This window comes from Serratia sp. A07 (assembly GCF_058725505.1).
Genome location: NZ_JBZXDO010000007.1, coordinates 63,926 through 78,301, shown reverse-complemented (window position 1 = coordinate 78,301; position 14,376 = coordinate 63,926). Strand labels below are relative to the sequence as shown.

Below are 14,376 nucleotides of genomic sequence, written 5' to 3'. Positions count from 1 at the left end.
AGACGGATAAGCATGAAAGGACAATAACCAATGACAGCGCTGTACTGGCAAACAATAGGTGAAGGCGAACGCGATCTTGTGCTGCTGCACGGCTGGGGATTGAACGCCGAAGTGTGGAGTTGCATTCAGGCGCGACTGGCGCCGCATTTTCGCCTGCACCTGGTCGATCTGCCGGGGTACGGCCGCAGCCAGGGGTTCGGCGCCCTGTCGCTGGAGCAGATGACGGAAATTGTGCTGGCGGCCGCCCCGTCGCAGGCCTGGTGGCTAGGCTGGTCGCTCGGCGGGCTGGTGGCCAGCCAGGCGGCGTTGATGCAACCTGAGCGGCTCAAGGGCTTGATCACCGTGGCCTCTTCGCCTTGCTTTGCCGCCCGCGATGAGTGGCCGGGGATCCGCCCGGACGTGCTGAGCGGTTTTCAGCACCAGCTGAGCCTGGATTTCCAGCGCACCGTCGAGCGTTTTCTGGCGCTGCAGACGCTGGGCACCGAGAGCGCGCGTCAGGATGCGCGCCAGCTGAAAGCGGTGGTGCTCAACCAGCCGACGCCGAGCGTCGAGGTGTTGAACGGCGGGCTGGAGATCCTGCGCACCGCCGATCTGCGTGCGCCGTTGGCCGCGCTGGAGCTGCCGCTGCTGCGGATTTACGGCTATCTGGACGGGCTGGTGCCGCGCAAGGTCGCCGAGCTGCTCGACGCGGCCTGGCCGAATTCTACGTCGCAGGTCGTGGTCAAAGCCGCCCATGCGCCGTTTATCTCTCATCCCGACGAATTTGTGACGATGATCGAAGCGTTTATTGCAGCACATTGAATGCGGCGGGAAAACGCACGATAGGGCGCGAAAAAAAACGCCGCCGGGTGGATAAAAGACAAAGCTGTTCGATACTTAGTGAGTCAATGCGTTGGCTGCAAAATGAAAAGACCGCGTGCGGCGCTTTTCATTTTGGCGTTTCGTCTCTGGGAAACAGGCCCCGTCAGGGAAAGCAACGAGGCCTGAGGATGTCGCGGCAGCCTGCTGTACTACGCATGGATTCTTGACGGCTTTCATAACAGATAAATTATCCATTGAGAGGTTAGTGTCATGAAATCATTGAAGATGATTATTGCAGCGGCAGTGCTGGGTTCGGTGTCTTTCGGCTCCATGGCGGCAACCCTGCTGACCAAGGAAGATCTGGATAAGAACCCGGGTAAATACGAGAAGATCGGCACCGTGACCACCACGGCGCAGACCACCTCGCCGATGGATGCCAAGGATGAGCTGTCCAAACTGGCGGACGAAAAGGGCGGTCAATACTACGTGATCCTGGCAGGCCGCGAGCACGGTAAATTCAGCGCCATCGCTGAAGTTTACAAAGACAAGCAATAAGCCTTCAACGGCAAGGGGCGCCGCTGCGGCGCCCCTGATCGTTAGGCCTTCAGCCGGTAGAAAACCGTGCTGCACCCCTGGCCCTGCGGGCAGCCTTTGCAACTGCCGCTCAGACAGGCGCCGTCATCCTGTTCGATACGCTCTACTTTTCCCATCGCCGCCAAACGGTCCAGCATCGCCTGCACCAACGGCAGCGGCGTCGCCAGCGATTGGCTGAGCTGCTGCGCCTGAGCGCTGCCAAGCAGCGCCAGCGCATCGCGCACCTGCAGCAGCCCGGCCATCAGTGACAGCTCCCCTTGGCGCCCTGGCAACAGGCCGCCGGCGTAGCGTTGCCCAGGCGCACCGTAACGCGGCTGCGCGCCCGGCGCAGGCCGAACAGCACCAGTAGGTTCACCGCCAGCACCACCAGGATCGCCGTCAGGCTGTACTGCGGGTGTTGGTTGAAGGTGGCTACCTGGTAGAACAGCGTCGCCAGCGAGTAGGCCACGTTCAGTCCCCACAGAATAGAGAAGGTCATCCAGCCGCGGCTCGATTCACGAGCGATGGCGCCCATCACCGAGACGCAAGGCACATACAGCAGCACGAAGATCAGGTAGCTGTAAGCGGAGATACCGGAGCCGAATTTGCTGCTCATTACGCCCATCGAGCCGACACCCATCTCGCCGTCGCCCTTGCTGGCTTCGATTGGGTTGGAGAGCACGCTCAGGCTGAAGGTGTTTTTCAGGCCGTCCCAGGTTTCGTTCAGCGCGCCGCCCAGCTCATCGAGCAGGTTGAAGTTGGCGGCGTCGAACGCCTCTTTGTTGATGTGCTCGGCGGTGTACAGCGTGTTCAGCGTGCCGACCACCACTTCTTTCGCCATCGCACCGGTCACCAGACCGACGGTGGCCTGCCAGTTATCGCTGTGGACGCCCATCGGCTGCAGCAGCGGCGTCAACACCTTGGAGACCGAGGCCAGCGCGGAGTCGTTGATATTGTCGACCGTCTTGCCGCTGAACGAGAAGCTGTTCAGGCCGCCGATGAACATGCTGGCCACCACGATCACCTTACCGGCGCGCAGCACGAAGCCTTTCAGCCGCTGCCAGGTTTGCAGCAGCAGGCTTTTCAGGTGCGGCACGTGGTAGACCGGCAGCTCCATCACGAACGGCGAGGCCTCGCCACGCATGATGGTGTATTTGAGCACCAGACCGGTGAGGATCGCCACCGCAATGCCGAGCATGTACAGCGAGAACACCACCCCGGCGCCGTCCTGGCCGAAGAAAGCGGCGGCGAACACCGCAAAGATCGCCAGACGGGCACCGCATGACATGAACGGCGCCATCATGATGGTGATCAAGCGCTCACGCTGGGCGTCCAGCGTCCGGGCACCCATGATGGACGGCACGTTGCAGCCGAAGCCGACGATCAGCGGCACGAAGGATTTGCCCGGCAGCCCGAGCGCCTGCATCAGACGGTCCATCACGAACGCCGCGCGCGCCATGTAGCCGGAATCCTCCAGGAAGGACAGGAACAGGTACATCATGCCGATCTGTGGCACCAGCGGCAGCACGGTGTTGATACCACCGCCGATGCCCTGCGCCAGGAAAACGGTCAGCCAGTCGGGGAAGTGCAGGGTGTAGCCGAGCCACTGAATGCCCTGAATGAAGATCGCCGCCGAGCCGATATCGAAGATCGGCTGCAGCGCGCCACCGATGTTGATCGCCAGCAGGAACATCAGGTACATCACCAGCAGGAAGATCGGCACGCCCAGCCAGCGGTTGAGGATCACTTTATCCAGCATCTCGGTCAGGCGGTTGGGCATCGCCTGCTGCGAGTTGCTGACCGCGTCGCACAGGGCGGCGATAGACTGGTAGCGCGCGTCGGCGATCACCAGCGCCGGGTCTTCTTGCTGCTGCTGTTGCAACGCCTGGGTGGCTGCAGGCAGCAGTGCGACGGCGGGGCCGGCCAGCCGGTGGCTGTAGATGTCGCCTTCCAGCATCTGCAGCGCCAGCCAGCGGCGCTGTACTGCCGGCAGCGTTTGCGGCATGGCGTCGCTCAGCGTGGCGACCTCTTTCAGCAACAGCGGCGGATAGTTCACCAGCGCCTGCTGTTCGTTGATATGGTGATTGTCGATCATCTGTTTCAGCACGCCGATGCCGTCGGCGCGGGTGGAGACCATCGGCACCACCGGGCAGCCGAGGCGCGCCGACAGCGCGGCGACGTCGATATCGATATGCTGGCTTGTGGCGATGTCGAGCATGTTCAGCGCCACGATGCAGGGAATGCCCAGCTCCAGCAGCTGCAGCGTCAGATAGAGGTTGCGCTCCAGGTTGGAGGCGTCGACCACGTTGATCAGCAGATCGGCGTCGCCGCTCAAAATGTAGTGGCAGGCGATCTGCTCATCGAGCGAGGTTTGCTCTGAAATGGTGGTCAGGGAATAGGTGCCCGGCAAATCGACCAGCCGCACGTCGGACTGCGGGGTCGTGAAATGGCCTTCTTTGCGTTCGACCGTCACGCCCGCCCAGTTGCCGACCCGTTGGCGTGCGCCGGTCAGCTGGTTGAACAGCGTGGTTTTGCCGGAGTTCGGGTTACCGATTAAGCCGATGGTGAGTTTTTTCATAGTTCAGCGTGTCGTCTTCAAGGAGAACAGCGCCGGCGCAAGGGCGCGTCGGCAAACGGAGGGCGTGCCGGCTCAGGACTGGCCGTCGAGCTGCAGCAGCGCCAGATCCTTCCTGCGCAGCACCAGGCTGACGCGGCGAGTTTTAATTTCTATCGGATCGCCCAGCGGCGCGACGCGCACCACGTCGAACGAAGAGCCGGGCAGCATGCCGAGCGATAACAATTTCTGGCGGTAGGCCGGCGCAATTTCACCGGAAAAGCCGACAATCTTATACGTGCGTTTAGGTTGAAGCTGCATGTGATTAACCTTCCGGGTGCCGATGAACATCGGGCTGATGATAATTGGACGTTGCCGGCGAAAATGCCACGCCGTCGGCGGTATTCATCCATAAGGTCATGCAATAAAGTGAGCGCAAATAATAGTAATTATCATTATCGCGTTCAATACAAAAAGTAAGGGTATTGTAACCAATTATTATGGCGACGACAGTTTTTGATGGCGTTGCCTGGATTAATGACGTTTTACCACCGCTGGCGAGCGGGAACAAATGAGAATGACGAGTTAAATCAGTTACGTATTTGTAGCCGAGTTTTCTCGTTTGCAAACTTCGAGGGTTTTTTCCCTTTATTTATTTCCGCCGAAAGGCAATTCAATAACATTATTCCGGCGTAATGCGAGCGGTAACCATTTGTGTTTCGTTCACAATTCGCGAGATGAAACAGGCGTGTTAACGAAGTTGTTAATAAATGGCTGCGGAGAGGATTTTTATTGCCTGAATAATGGGAGGACGGTCACGCAGGAACGGGGCGTAAAAAGATGACGGTTTATTGAGACGGGTCAAAAAATGCCGCAGGTTTTATTCATCAGAAAGGGCGGAGCAGGCTCCGCCCTGTCGGTTCCGACTTAGCGTTTCTTACCGAACGCCGCCGCCAGCGCGTCGCCCATGGCGCTGTTGCCGGCCGGCGCCGCGTTGCGCGGTTTGGCCTTGTTGCCGCCCGCCGAACGGCTGGCGTTGTCGCGTGCCTGCGCTGGCGCGTTGCCGCCGCGGCGCGGTGAACCTTCGCCCGGCTGTTCATCCAGGCGCATGCTCAGCGCGATGCGTTTACGCTGCAGATCGACTTCCATCACCTTCACTTTGACGATGTCGCCGGCCTTCACCACGGTGTGCGGATCTTCAACGAACTTGTCCGCCAGCGAGGAGATGTGCACCAGGCCGTCCTGATGCACGCCGATATCCACGAAGGCACCGAAGTTGGTGACGTTGGTGACCGATCCTTCCAGGATCATGCCCACCTGCAGATCGTTGAGGGTTTCCACCCCTTCGGCAAAGGTCGCGGTTTTGAACTCAGGGCGCGGATCGCGGCCCGGTTTCTCCAGCTCTTTCAGGATATCGGTGACCGTCGGTACGCCGAACTTGTCGTCGGTGAAATCGACCGCTTTCAGGCTGCGCACCGCCGAAGCGTTGCCCATCAGATCCTGCAGCGCCTGCTCGGTAGCGGCCAGAATGCGCTGCACCACCGGGTAGGCTTCCGGGTGAACGGTGGAAGCGTCCAGCGGGTTGTCGCCGTGGTTGATGCGCAGGAAGCCGGCGCACTGTTCGAAGGCCTTTGGCCCCAGGCGGCTGACCTTCAGCAGCTGTTCACGGTTGCTGAAGCGGCCGTTCTCGTCGCGCCAGTTGACGATATTTTGCGCCATCATGCGCGTCAGGCCGGCCACGCGGGTCAGCAACGGCACCGACGCGGTGTTCAGATCGACGCCGACGGCGTTCACGCAGTCTTCCACCACCGAGTCCAGCTTCTTCGCCAGCTGGCTCTGGCTGACGTCGTGCTGATACTGGCCGACGCCGATGGATTTCGGGTCGATCTTCACCAGCTCCGCCAGCGGATCCTGCAGGCGACGAGCGATGGACACCGCGCCGCGCAGCGACACGTCGAGATCCGGGAATTCCAGCGCCGCCAGTTCGGACGCGGAATACACCGATGCGCCCGCTTCGCTGACGATCACTTTCTGCGCTCGGACCTCGGCGAACTGCTTTTGCAGGTCGAGATAAAAGCGCTCGGTTTCACGCGAGGCGGTGCCGTTGCCGATGGCCACCAGCTCCACGTTATGTTGGATACACAGCGCCGCGACGATGGCGGCGGCTTTGGCCGCTTGCCCGGTGTGTGGGTAGACGGTATCTGTGGCGACCAGCTTGCCGGTCGCGTCGACCACGGCGACTTTCACCCCGGTGCGCAGGCCAGGATCGAGGCCCATGGTGGCGCGCATGCCGGCCGGCGCGGCCATCAGCAGATCGTGCATGTTGCGGGCGAACACGTTGATCGCTTCGTCTTCCGCGCGCTCACGCACCGTGCCCATCAGCTCGGTTTCCAGGTGTAGCAGCACCTTGATGCGCCAGGTCCAGTTGACCACTGCCTTGCGCCAGGCGTCGGCCGGGGCGTTGTTCAGGCGCAGGTTGAGGTGATTGATGAGGATCAGCTCCGCCTGGCTTTCGCGCGGCGCTTCCTCAAACTGCGGATCGGCGTTCAACGCCAGCTGCAGCACGCCTTCGTTGCGGCCGCGGAACATCGCCAGCGCGCGGTGCGAAGGCACCTGGGAAATCGGTTCGTGATGATCGAAATAGTCGCGGAACTTGGCGCCTTCTTCTTCCTTGCCCTCGACCACTTTGGACACCAGATGGGCGTTTTTCCACAGGTAGTCGCGCACCTTGGCCAGCAGCGTGGCGTCTTCGGCGAAGCGCTCCATCAGGATATAGCGCGCGCCGTCGAGGGCGGCTTTGACGTCCGCCACGCCCTTGTCGGCATCGACGTAGCGTTCAGCCAGCTGTTCCGGCTGCTGTTGCGGATCCTGCCACAGCGCGTCCGCCAGCGGTTCCAGACCGGCCTCGATGGCGATCTGGCCGCGGGTGCGGCGCTTCGGTTTGTACGGCAGGTAGAGGTCTTCGAGTTCGGTCTTGCTCAGCGTGGCGTTGATCGCCCCCGCCAGTTGTTCGGTCAGTTTGCCCTGTTCATCGATCGACTTCAGGATGGTCTGGCGACGATCTTCCAGTTCACGCAGATAACCCAGGCGGGTTTCCAGCTGGCGCAGTTGGGTGTCGTCCAGGCCCCCGGTGACTTCCTTACGATAGCGTGCAATAAAGGGCACGGTATTACCTTCATCCAGCAGACGGATGGCGGAGTCGACTTGCTCCGGCCGGGCCTGCAGTTCTGTTGCAATAATGCGGCTCAGTGGGTCATTCATAGGTCTGGTATCTGTATTGAGAACGGTGAATAAACAGGGGACAGTTATACGGATTGATCGCGGAAAATGCCAGCGGAGCGGGCCGCCGCCGCGCGGCCGCGGCGTGGAGAACAGCTCAGGCGGCGGCGTTGGCGGCGGTTCGGAAAAAGCTGAAAGCTTACTTCGGGTAGTCTATCTCGTTCACGTACCACTGCGCCTCGCCCAGCGGCGTATTGACGGTGGCGACATCCCCGACCTCTTTTTTCAGCAGGGCGCGCGCCATCGGCGCGTCGATGGAGATGTAATCCTTGCGGCCGAAGATCTCGTCGTAACCGACGATGCGAAAGCGTTTGGTCTCGCCGTCTTCGTTCTCTACTTCCACCCAGGCGCCGAAGAACACTTTGCCTTCCTGCTGCGGGGAGTAATCGACGATCTTCAGCTGCTCCAGGCATTTGGTCAGATAGCGGACGCGGCGGTCAATTTCGCGCAGCCGCTTCTTGTTGTACTGGTAGTCGGCGTTTTCGCTTCTGTCGCCCAGGCTGGCGGCCCAGGTCACTTTCTTGGTCACCTCGGGGCGTTCTTCGCGCCAGAGGTAATCCAGCTCTTGTTTGAGCTTGTCATACCCTTCACGGGTTATCAGTTGAGTTCTCATCGTGATTTATCTTTATGGGGCCACCGCCACAGTGTACGTGAATGCGCAGGGCTTTAGAAATGGCGTGCGGGCCTGCGTGTTGTCGCACGGTTTTTATTCAGTTTGCGCAGCTTTTAACAATCGGGAGTATGCTTAGCGATAGCGGAAAAGGAATGTGACGAAAGGAGGATATCTGGCGAGAGAGACAAGGAATTTTGGCGCACAACCCAACACATTGAAGGTATTACCGCATGGAATTTAAAGATTACTACGCAACGATGGGCGTTGAGCCCAACGCCGATCTGAAAACCATCAAAACGGCCTACCGCCGGCTGGCGCGTAAATATCACCCTGACGTGAGCACCGAAGAAGACGCCGAGAGCAAATTCAAGGAGCTGGCCGAAGCCTATGAGGTGCTGAAGGACGAAGAGCGCCGCGCCGAGTACGATCAGATCCGGCTGCACCGCAACGATCCGAACTTTGGCCGCCAGGCGCGCGGCGATCGCGGCGGCTATCAGCAGAGCGCTTCATGGCACGGCGGCGGCGCCGACGCGCAAGACTTCTCCGATTTCTTCGAAAGCATGTTCGGCGGGCGTGCGGCGGGCGGGCACCGCTCCGCTTCGCACTCGCACGGCGGGCATGGCTTCCGCGGCCAGGATCTCGAGATGGAGGTGCCGCTGTTCCTCGAGGAAACGCTGCATGGCCAAAGCCGCGAGATCGCCTACAAGCTGCCGGTGTACGACGAGCTGGGGCGGCAGGTGAGCGAAGCCAGCAAAACGCTGAACGTGAAAATCCCGGCCGGCGTGGGTGACGGCGAGCGCATTCGCCTCAAGGGGCAGGGCGTTGCCGGCGTGGGCGGCGGCCAGAACGGCGACCTGTATCTGGTCATCCGCCTCGCGCCGCATCCGCTGTTCGAGATTGACGGCCACAACCTGAGCATCGTGGCGCCGCTCGCCCCGTGGGAAGCGGCGCTGGGGGCCAGCATCGAGGTGCCGACGCTGACCGGCAAAATCGCGCTGACCGTGCCGGCCGGCAGCCAGAGCGGCAAACGGCTGCGGGTCAAGGGCAAGGGGCTGGCGGGCAAGAAAGAGCCCGGCGATCTGTATGTCATTCTCAAGGTGGTGATGCCGCCGAAGCCGAACGAGAAGGCCAGCGCCCTGTGGCGAGAACTGGCTGAACAGGCGGCGTTCAACCCGCGCGCGGAATGGGAGTAAAGCACATGATGAAAAAAGAGATCACATTCACCGTGGTGGAACTGTGTCAGAGGGTGGAGATTTCAGAGGATGAGCTGGTCGAGATCGTCGGCCTGGGCGTGATCGTGCCGCTGGAGCCGGCGCAGCCGAGCTGGGAGTTCGATTACCCGGCGCTGAGCCATCTGCAGCGTGCGCGCAGGCTGCGGGCCGAACTGGATCTGGATTGGCCGGGGATCGCCATGGCGCTGACGCTGCTCGACCGGGTTGATGCACTGCAGCAAGAGAACCGGCAGCTGCGCCGGCAGCTGGCGCGTTTCCTGCAGACTTCCTGACTCGTCGTCAAAACGCCACCGTGCGGTTTGCCGGTGGCGAAATTGCGTAAAATTGGGCCACTGCCCCACATTGCGCCGATAAAGGGCGAAATTTTGACGAACCCCCGTCGACATTCGATGAAAATTGTTGATAAATGGGGAAAAGAATAAGCTTTGTAACAATTTCGTCTAGAATACATACCATTAAACGCTGTCTCAAATGGCAAGGTTTTCTAACAATATTCGAGTCAGGCAATAAAGCCTTTGGGAGTAATACCATGCAAGAGAATCATAAGATCCTGGTTGTCGATGATGACATGCGCCTGCGCGCGCTTTTAGAACGTTATTTAACCGAGCAGGGCTTCCAGGTTCGCAGCGTTGCCAACGCTGAGCAAATGGATCGCTTGCTGACCCGTGAATCCTTCCATCTGATGGTGCTCGATCTGATGTTGCCGGGCGAAGATGGGCTGTCCATCTGCCGCCGCCTGCGCAGCCAGAGCAACCCTATGCCGATCATTATGGTCACCGCCAAAGGCGAAGAGGTCGATCGCATCGTGGGGCTGGAAATCGGCGCCGACGACTACATTCCTAAGCCGTTCAACCCGCGTGAGCTGTTGGCTCGCATCCGCGCGGTGCTGCGCCGCCAGGCTAACGAACTGCCGGGCGCGCCTTCGCAGGAAGAAGCGGTGATCGCGTTCGGCAAATTCAAACTGAACCTCGGCACCCGCGAGATGTTCCGCGAAGACGAACCGATGCCGTTGACCAGCGGCGAGTTCGCGGTCCTGAAGGCGCTGGTCAGCCACCCGCGTGAACCGTTGTCGCGCGATAAGCTGATGAACCTGGCGCGTGGCCGCGAATACAGCGCCATGGAGCGCTCCATCGACGTGCAGATCTCGCGCCTGCGCCGCATGGTGGAAGAAGATCCGGCGCATCCGCGTTATATCCAGACCGTTTGGGGTCTCGGCTACGTGTTCGTCCCGGACGGCAGCAAGGCATGAGGCGATTGCGCTTTTCACCGCGTAGCTCGTTTGCCCGAACCCTGTTATTGATCGTCACCTTGCTGTTCGTCAGCCTGGTGACGACCTATCTGGTGGTGCTGAACTTCGCCATCCTGCCCAGTCTGCAGCAGTTCAACAAGGTATTGGCGTACGAAGTGCGTATGCTGATGACCGATCGGCTGCAGCTGGAGGACGGCACGCTGCTGGAAGTGCCGCCGGCGTTCCGCCGTGAGATCTACCGCGAACTGGGCATCTCTCTCTACACCAACTCGGCGGCGGAGGAGAGCGGCCTGCGCTGGGCGCAGCACTACCAGTTCCTCAGCCAGCAGATGGCGCAGCAGCTCGGCGGGCCGACCGATGTGCGGGTGGAGGTGAACAAGAACTCCCCGGTGGTGTGGCTGAAAACCTGGCTGCAGCCCGATATCTGGGTGCGCGTACCGCTGACGGAAATCCACCAGGGCGACTTCTCTCCGCTGTTCCGCTATACGCTGGCGATCATGCTACTGGCGATCGGCGGCGCCTGGCTATTTATCCGCATTCAAAACCGCCCGCTGGTGGAGCTGGAACATGCGGCGCTGCAGGTGGGCAAGGGCATCATTCCGCCGCCGCTGCGCGAGTATGGCGCTTCCGAAGTGCGGTCGGTGACTCGCGCATTCAATCAGATGGCGTCGGGCGTCAAGCAGCTGGCGGACGACCGCACCTTGCTGATGGCCGGGGTCAGCCATGACCTGCGCACGCCGTTGACGCGCATCCGGCTGGCAACGGAGATGATGAGCGCCGAAGACGGCTATCTGGCCGAGTCGATCAATAAAGACATCGAAGAGTGCAACGCCATCATCGAGCAGTTCATCGATTACCTGCGCACCGGGCAGGAGATGCCGACCGAAAGCAGCGATCTGAACGCCATTTTGGGCGAGGTGGTCGCGGCGGAGAGCGGCTATGAGCGGGTGATTGAAACCGCGCTGTCGCCGGGCGAGCTGATGATGAACGTGCATCCGCTGTCGATTAAGCGGGCGGCGGTGAACATGGTGGTGAACGCGGCACGTTACGGCAACGGCTGGATCAAGGTCAGCAGCGGCCGTGAGCTGCAGCGCGGCTGGTTCCAGGTGGAGGATGACGGCCCGGGCATCAAGCCGGAAGAATTGAAGCATCTGTTGCAGCCGTTCGTACGCGGTGACAGCGCGCGCAGCACCAGCGGCACCGGTCTGGGGCTGGCGATCGTGCAGCGCATTATCGACGCGCACGACGGCGAACTGGATATCGGCACCAGCGAACGCGGCGGGCTATTGATCCGCGCGTATATTCCGTTGCCGATGGAGAAGAAAGAGTCGGCCAACGGCCATCAAACCGCCAGGGAAAACGCCTGACGCTCTTGGCGCGGGCCGCGTTGCTGCGGCCCCGTCAGGACTTCCTGCTCATCACGTAGTATTCCGCCGCATCCTCATGCAACCGACGGCCGGTCGGCGCCTGCCACGGATCGATTAACTCGATGCCGCAGTGGAGGAAGTCTTTGGTATTGCGGGTGGCCAGGGCGGCGCCGTAATGCAGGCAGGTGGCGGCGATTTGGGTATCCGGCATGCTGACGCCAATGCCTCGGCGGCGATTGGCGCCCATTAATTCCGCATGCTGCATCGCACAGCCGACGTCAAAGGGTAAGATTCTGTCTGAAAACTCTTCCTGCAGCATGTCGCCGAGGTTAGTTTGCAGTTCGAGCTGTTTCTTGCCGTGAGGCATGCAGGCGATGCCCGTATACAGCTCCGCAACCACGATGGCGCTCAAATAGAACCGATACGTATCCTGCTCATCTAACCAGCGCAATACATTGTAGTGAGGCGCCGGCCGCAGCAATTCCGAAACGACGTTGGTATCCAGCACAATCATTTTTCATCGTCTTCATCAAAGTTGACAATACGATGAGGGGCTTCATCACGTGGGGGGATCTCCAACTCAACGCCGCCGAATTCGGCGAAGTACTGATGCATGCGTGTTCCTAACCCATAGCGCGGTGGCTTTTTCACCAGCGCCTGTTTCAGGATCATGCGCGCTTCCTCTTCCATAGAATGGCCGTTTTTCGCCGCTGAAATACGCAGCAGCTCTTTGATTTCGTCGTCCAGATTTCTGACGGTGATAGTAGCCATTGAAACCTCCTTTGCTATCAATGATTGCATTGACTTATTTTCTCGCCTTGCTGGTTAAAAAGCAATCGCTGAAAATAAAAAAAGGCGCGGGATCCGCGCCTTAGCTGAAGAGGTAACGCTACCGAATTACAGCTTAGGGCCGGCGCTGACCAGCGCGGCGCCCGCAGGCGTGTCGGTGTATTTGTCGAAGTTGGTGATGAAGCGCTCGGCCAGATCCTGCGCTTTTTCCTGCCACTGCTCGAGGCTGGCATAGGTATTGCGCGGATCGAGGATCTCCGGGTTCACGCCCGGCAGCGCGGTCGGCATCGCCAGATCGAAGATCGGCAGGGTAACGGTTTCCGCCTTGTCGATTTCACCGCTCAGGATGGCGTCAATGATGCCGCGCGTATCTTTGATCGAGATGCGCTTGCCGGTACCGTTCCAGCCGGTGTTGACCAGGTAAGCCTGGGCGCCGGCGGCCTGCATGCGTTTCACCAGCACTTCGGCGTACTGCGTCGGGTGCAGCGACAGGAATGCGGCGCCGAAGCAGGCGGAGAAGGTTGGCGTCGGTTCGGTTACGCCGCGCTCGGTGCCGGCCAGCTTGGCGGTGAAGCCGGACAGGAAGTGGTACTGAGTCTGGTTGGCGGTTAGACGCGATACCGGCGGCAGCACGCCGAAGGCATCGGCGGTCAGGAAGATCACCTTGGTGGCGTGACCCGCCTTGGACACCGGCTTGACGATGTTCTGGATATGGTAGATCGGGTAAGAAACGCGGGTGTTCTCGGTTTTCGAACCGTCGTTGAAGTCGATGCTGCCGTCGGCCAGCACGGTGACGTTTTCCAGCAGCGCGTCGCGTTTGATGGCGTGATAGATGTCCGGCTCGGCTTCTTCAGACAGCTTGATGGTCTTGGCGTAGCAGCCGCCTTCGAAGTTGAACACGCCGTCGTCGTCCCAGCCGTGCTCGTCATCGCCGATCAGCTGACGCTTCGGATCGGTGGAGAGGGTGGTCTTGCCGGTACCGGACAGGCCGAAGAACACCGCCACGTCGCCTTTCTCGCCCACGTTGGCCGAGCAGTGCATCGAGGCGATGCCTTTCAGCGGCAGCAGGTAGTTCATCATCGAGAACATGCCTTTCTTCATTTCGCCGCCGTACCAGGTGCCGCCGATCAACTGCATGCGCTCGGTCAGGTTGAAGGCGACGAAGTTCTCCGAGTTCAGGCCTTGCTGCTGCCAGTTCGGGTTGGTGCATTTGGCGCCGTTCATCACCACGAAGTCCGGCTCGAAGTCAGCCAGTTCTTCATCGCTCGGGCGGATGAACATGTTTTTCACGAAGTGCGCCTGCCAGGCCACCTCGGTGATGAAGCGCACTTTCAGGCGCGAGTCGGCGTTGGCGCCGCAGAAGGTATCCACCACGAACAGGCGTTTGCCGGACAGTTGTTCGGTGACCAGGTGTTTCAGATCGGCCCACACTTCCGGGCTGAGGGGTTTGTTGTCGTTTTTGCCTTTGCCCTGATCGGCCCACCACACGGTATCGCGGGTGATGTCGTCGCGGACGATGTATTTGTCTTTCGGCGAGCGGCCGGTGAAGATGCCGGTATCGACGGAGACGGCACCCAGCTTGGTGACTACCCCACGCTCAAAACCTTCCAGAGATGGGTCTGTTTCTTCCTTAAACAGCAGTTCATAGCTCGGGTTGTGAACGATTTCGCTAACGTCGTGAATGCCGTAAGCGGCCAGATCCTGAGGGGTTATACCTTTAACGCGCATGTTACTACTCCTTGGTCACAGAATTTCTGGCGGCAATTGTAGGGATCTAACGGTGCGTAACCGCGATGGGTATCAAATATTTAACGTTTTAGGCGGTATTTCGTTACGATCTGAGAGATAGCACACGGAAAAAAGCAAACGTGCAAACGGCGGGCGTTGGCGGGCGCCGAGCGCGCCCGCCGAGGGGGTGT

At 60.3% G+C, this 14,376-nt stretch carries 14 protein-coding genes; 6 read left to right on the top strand and 8 right to left on the bottom strand.

All coding sequences use genetic code 11. The features are described from left to right. The first annotated feature begins 30 nt into the window (after window positions 1-30). Together bioH and AC4PR2_RS09965 are read left to right on the top strand one after the other, a co-directional pair. Entirely contained in the window at window positions 31-801 is a 771-nt protein-coding gene (gene bioH / locus AC4PR2_RS09970; RefSeq protein ID WP_060424507.1) for a pimeloyl-ACP methyl ester esterase BioH, read from the top strand. A 270-nt stretch (window positions 802-1,071) separates the two neighbouring features. Beyond that, on the top strand, window positions 1,072-1,356 hold the full coding sequence (locus tag AC4PR2_RS09965) for a YdgH/BhsA/McbA-like domain containing protein (protein WP_049202818.1): 285 nt from the start codon (window positions 1,072-1,074) through the stop codon (window positions 1,354-1,356). Window positions 1,357-1,397: 41 nt separating this feature from the next. Here the strand turns inward: AC4PR2_RS09965 and AC4PR2_RS09960 are convergent, their stop codons facing one another. The 5 genes from AC4PR2_RS09960 to greB all read right to left on the bottom strand — a co-directional run bounded on the left by AC4PR2_RS09960 (window position 1,398) and on the right by greB (window position 7,820). Then, window positions 1,398-1,637 carry a FeoC-like transcriptional regulator gene (locus tag AC4PR2_RS09960; protein WP_048232091.1) on the bottom strand — a complete coding sequence of 80 codons (240 nt, stop codon included), beginning with the start codon at window positions 1,635-1,637 and terminating at the stop codon, window positions 1,398-1,400. Beyond that, complete coding sequence (gene feoB / locus AC4PR2_RS09955; protein ID WP_049272751.1) at window positions 1,637-3,952, bottom strand: Fe(2+) transporter permease subunit FeoB; 2,316 nt, start codon at window positions 3,950-3,952, stop codon at window positions 1,637-1,639. Before feoB ends, AC4PR2_RS09960 begins: the two co-directional genes overlap by 1 nt. 72 nt (window positions 3,953-4,024) lie before the next feature. Continuing rightward, window positions 4,025-4,249: a ferrous iron transporter A gene (gene feoA / locus AC4PR2_RS09950; RefSeq protein WP_038878234.1), complete on the bottom strand. Its 225-nt coding sequence runs from the start codon at window positions 4,247-4,249 to the stop codon at window positions 4,025-4,027. A gap of 606 nt (window positions 4,250-4,855) precedes the next feature. Next, window positions 4,856-7,189 carry a Tex family protein gene (locus tag AC4PR2_RS09945; protein WP_443014554.1) on the bottom strand — a complete coding sequence of 778 codons (2,334 nt, stop codon included), beginning with the start codon at window positions 7,187-7,189 and terminating at the stop codon, window positions 4,856-4,858. A 157-nt stretch (window positions 7,190-7,346) separates the two neighbouring features. Then, window positions 7,347-7,820, bottom strand: coding sequence for a transcription elongation factor GreB (gene greB / locus AC4PR2_RS09940; protein WP_038878177.1), 474 nt, complete (start codon window positions 7,818-7,820; stop codon window positions 7,347-7,349). A gap of 230 nt (window positions 7,821-8,050) precedes the next feature. On the opposite strand from greB, the gene cbpA reads away from it, so the two are divergent. The 4 genes from cbpA to envZ all read left to right on the top strand — a co-directional run bounded on the left by cbpA (window position 8,051) and on the right by envZ (window position 11,668). Continuing rightward, the gene (cbpA, locus tag AC4PR2_RS09935; protein ID WP_070913842.1) at window positions 8,051-9,013 is read left to right on the top strand and encodes a curved DNA-binding protein; all 963 of its coding nucleotides are present in this window, start codon (window positions 8,051-8,053) and stop codon (window positions 9,011-9,013) included. Between the two features lie 5 nt (window positions 9,014-9,018). Further along, window positions 9,019-9,324: a chaperone modulator CbpM gene (locus tag AC4PR2_RS09930; protein ID WP_049202813.1), complete on the top strand. Its 306-nt coding sequence runs from the start codon at window positions 9,019-9,021 to the stop codon at window positions 9,322-9,324. Between the two features lie 257 nt (window positions 9,325-9,581). Beyond that, the gene (gene ompR / locus AC4PR2_RS09925) at window positions 9,582-10,301 is read left to right on the top strand and encodes an osmolarity response regulator transcription factor OmpR (protein WP_004709363.1); all 720 of its coding nucleotides are present in this window, start codon (window positions 9,582-9,584) and stop codon (window positions 10,299-10,301) included. Beyond that, the gene (gene envZ / locus AC4PR2_RS09920) at window positions 10,298-11,668 is read left to right on the top strand and encodes a two-component system sensor histidine kinase EnvZ (RefSeq protein WP_038881686.1); all 1,371 of its coding nucleotides are present in this window, start codon (window positions 10,298-10,300) and stop codon (window positions 11,666-11,668) included. The genes ompR and envZ overlap by 4 nt, the downstream gene beginning before the upstream one ends. Before the next feature lie 34 nt (window positions 11,669-11,702). Here envZ and AC4PR2_RS09915 read toward each other — a convergent pair whose 3' ends face one another. The 3 genes from AC4PR2_RS09915 to pckA form a co-directional block, all read right to left on the bottom strand. Next, window positions 11,703-12,182 (bottom strand): type II toxin-antitoxin system VapC family toxin, encoded by a 480-nt coding sequence (locus AC4PR2_RS09915; protein WP_015379310.1) that lies wholly within the window; start codon window positions 12,180-12,182, stop codon window positions 11,703-11,705. Beyond that, window positions 12,179-12,439, bottom strand: a complete 261-nt coding sequence (locus AC4PR2_RS09910) for a FitA-like ribbon-helix-helix domain-containing protein (RefSeq protein ID WP_015379309.1) — start codon at window positions 12,437-12,439, stop codon at window positions 12,179-12,181. The genes AC4PR2_RS09915 and AC4PR2_RS09910 overlap by 4 nt, the downstream gene beginning before the upstream one ends. Before the next feature lie 126 nt (window positions 12,440-12,565). Next, window positions 12,566-14,185 carry a phosphoenolpyruvate carboxykinase (ATP) gene (gene pckA / locus AC4PR2_RS09905; protein WP_015379308.1) on the bottom strand — a complete coding sequence of 540 codons (1,620 nt, stop codon included), beginning with the start codon at window positions 14,183-14,185 and terminating at the stop codon, window positions 12,566-12,568. Between the last annotated feature and the right edge of the window lie 191 nt (window positions 14,186-14,376).

Excerpts from the sequence above, each read along its gene's own strand:
- bioH (WP_060424507.1), top strand. The coding sequence starts at position 31 with ATGACAGCGCTGTACTGGCAAACAATAGGTGAAGGCGAACGCGATCTT.
- AC4PR2_RS09965 (WP_049202818.1), top strand. The coding sequence starts at position 1,072 with ATGAAATCATTGAAGATGATTATTGCAGCGGCAGTGCTGGGTTCGGTG.
- AC4PR2_RS09960 (WP_048232091.1), bottom strand. The coding sequence starts at position 1,637 with ATGGCCGGGCTGCTGCAGGTGCGCGATGCGCTGGCGCTGCTTGGCAGC.
- feoB (WP_049272751.1), bottom strand. The coding sequence starts at position 3,952 with ATGAAAAAACTCACCATCGGCTTAATCGGTAACCCGAACTCCGGCAAA.
- feoA (WP_038878234.1), bottom strand. The coding sequence starts at position 4,249 with ATGCAGCTTCAACCTAAACGCACGTATAAGATTGTCGGCTTTTCCGGT.
- AC4PR2_RS09945 (WP_443014554.1), bottom strand. The coding sequence starts at position 7,189 with ATGAATGACCCACTGAGCCGCATTATTGCAACAGAACTGCAGGCCCGG.
- greB (WP_038878177.1), bottom strand. The coding sequence starts at position 7,820 with ATGAGAACTCAACTGATAACCCGTGAAGGGTATGACAAGCTCAAACAA.
- cbpA (WP_070913842.1), top strand. The coding sequence starts at position 8,051 with ATGGAATTTAAAGATTACTACGCAACGATGGGCGTTGAGCCCAACGCC.
- AC4PR2_RS09930 (WP_049202813.1), top strand. The coding sequence starts at position 9,019 with ATGATGAAAAAAGAGATCACATTCACCGTGGTGGAACTGTGTCAGAGG.
- ompR (WP_004709363.1), top strand. The coding sequence starts at position 9,582 with ATGCAAGAGAATCATAAGATCCTGGTTGTCGATGATGACATGCGCCTG.
- envZ (WP_038881686.1), top strand. The coding sequence starts at position 10,298 with ATGAGGCGATTGCGCTTTTCACCGCGTAGCTCGTTTGCCCGAACCCTG.
- AC4PR2_RS09915 (WP_015379310.1), bottom strand. The coding sequence starts at position 12,182 with ATGATTGTGCTGGATACCAACGTCGTTTCGGAATTGCTGCGGCCGGCG.
- AC4PR2_RS09910 (WP_015379309.1), bottom strand. The coding sequence starts at position 12,439 with ATGGCTACTATCACCGTCAGAAATCTGGACGACGAAATCAAAGAGCTG.
- pckA (WP_015379308.1), bottom strand. The coding sequence starts at position 14,185 with ATGCGCGTTAAAGGTATAACCCCTCAGGATCTGGCCGCTTACGGCATT.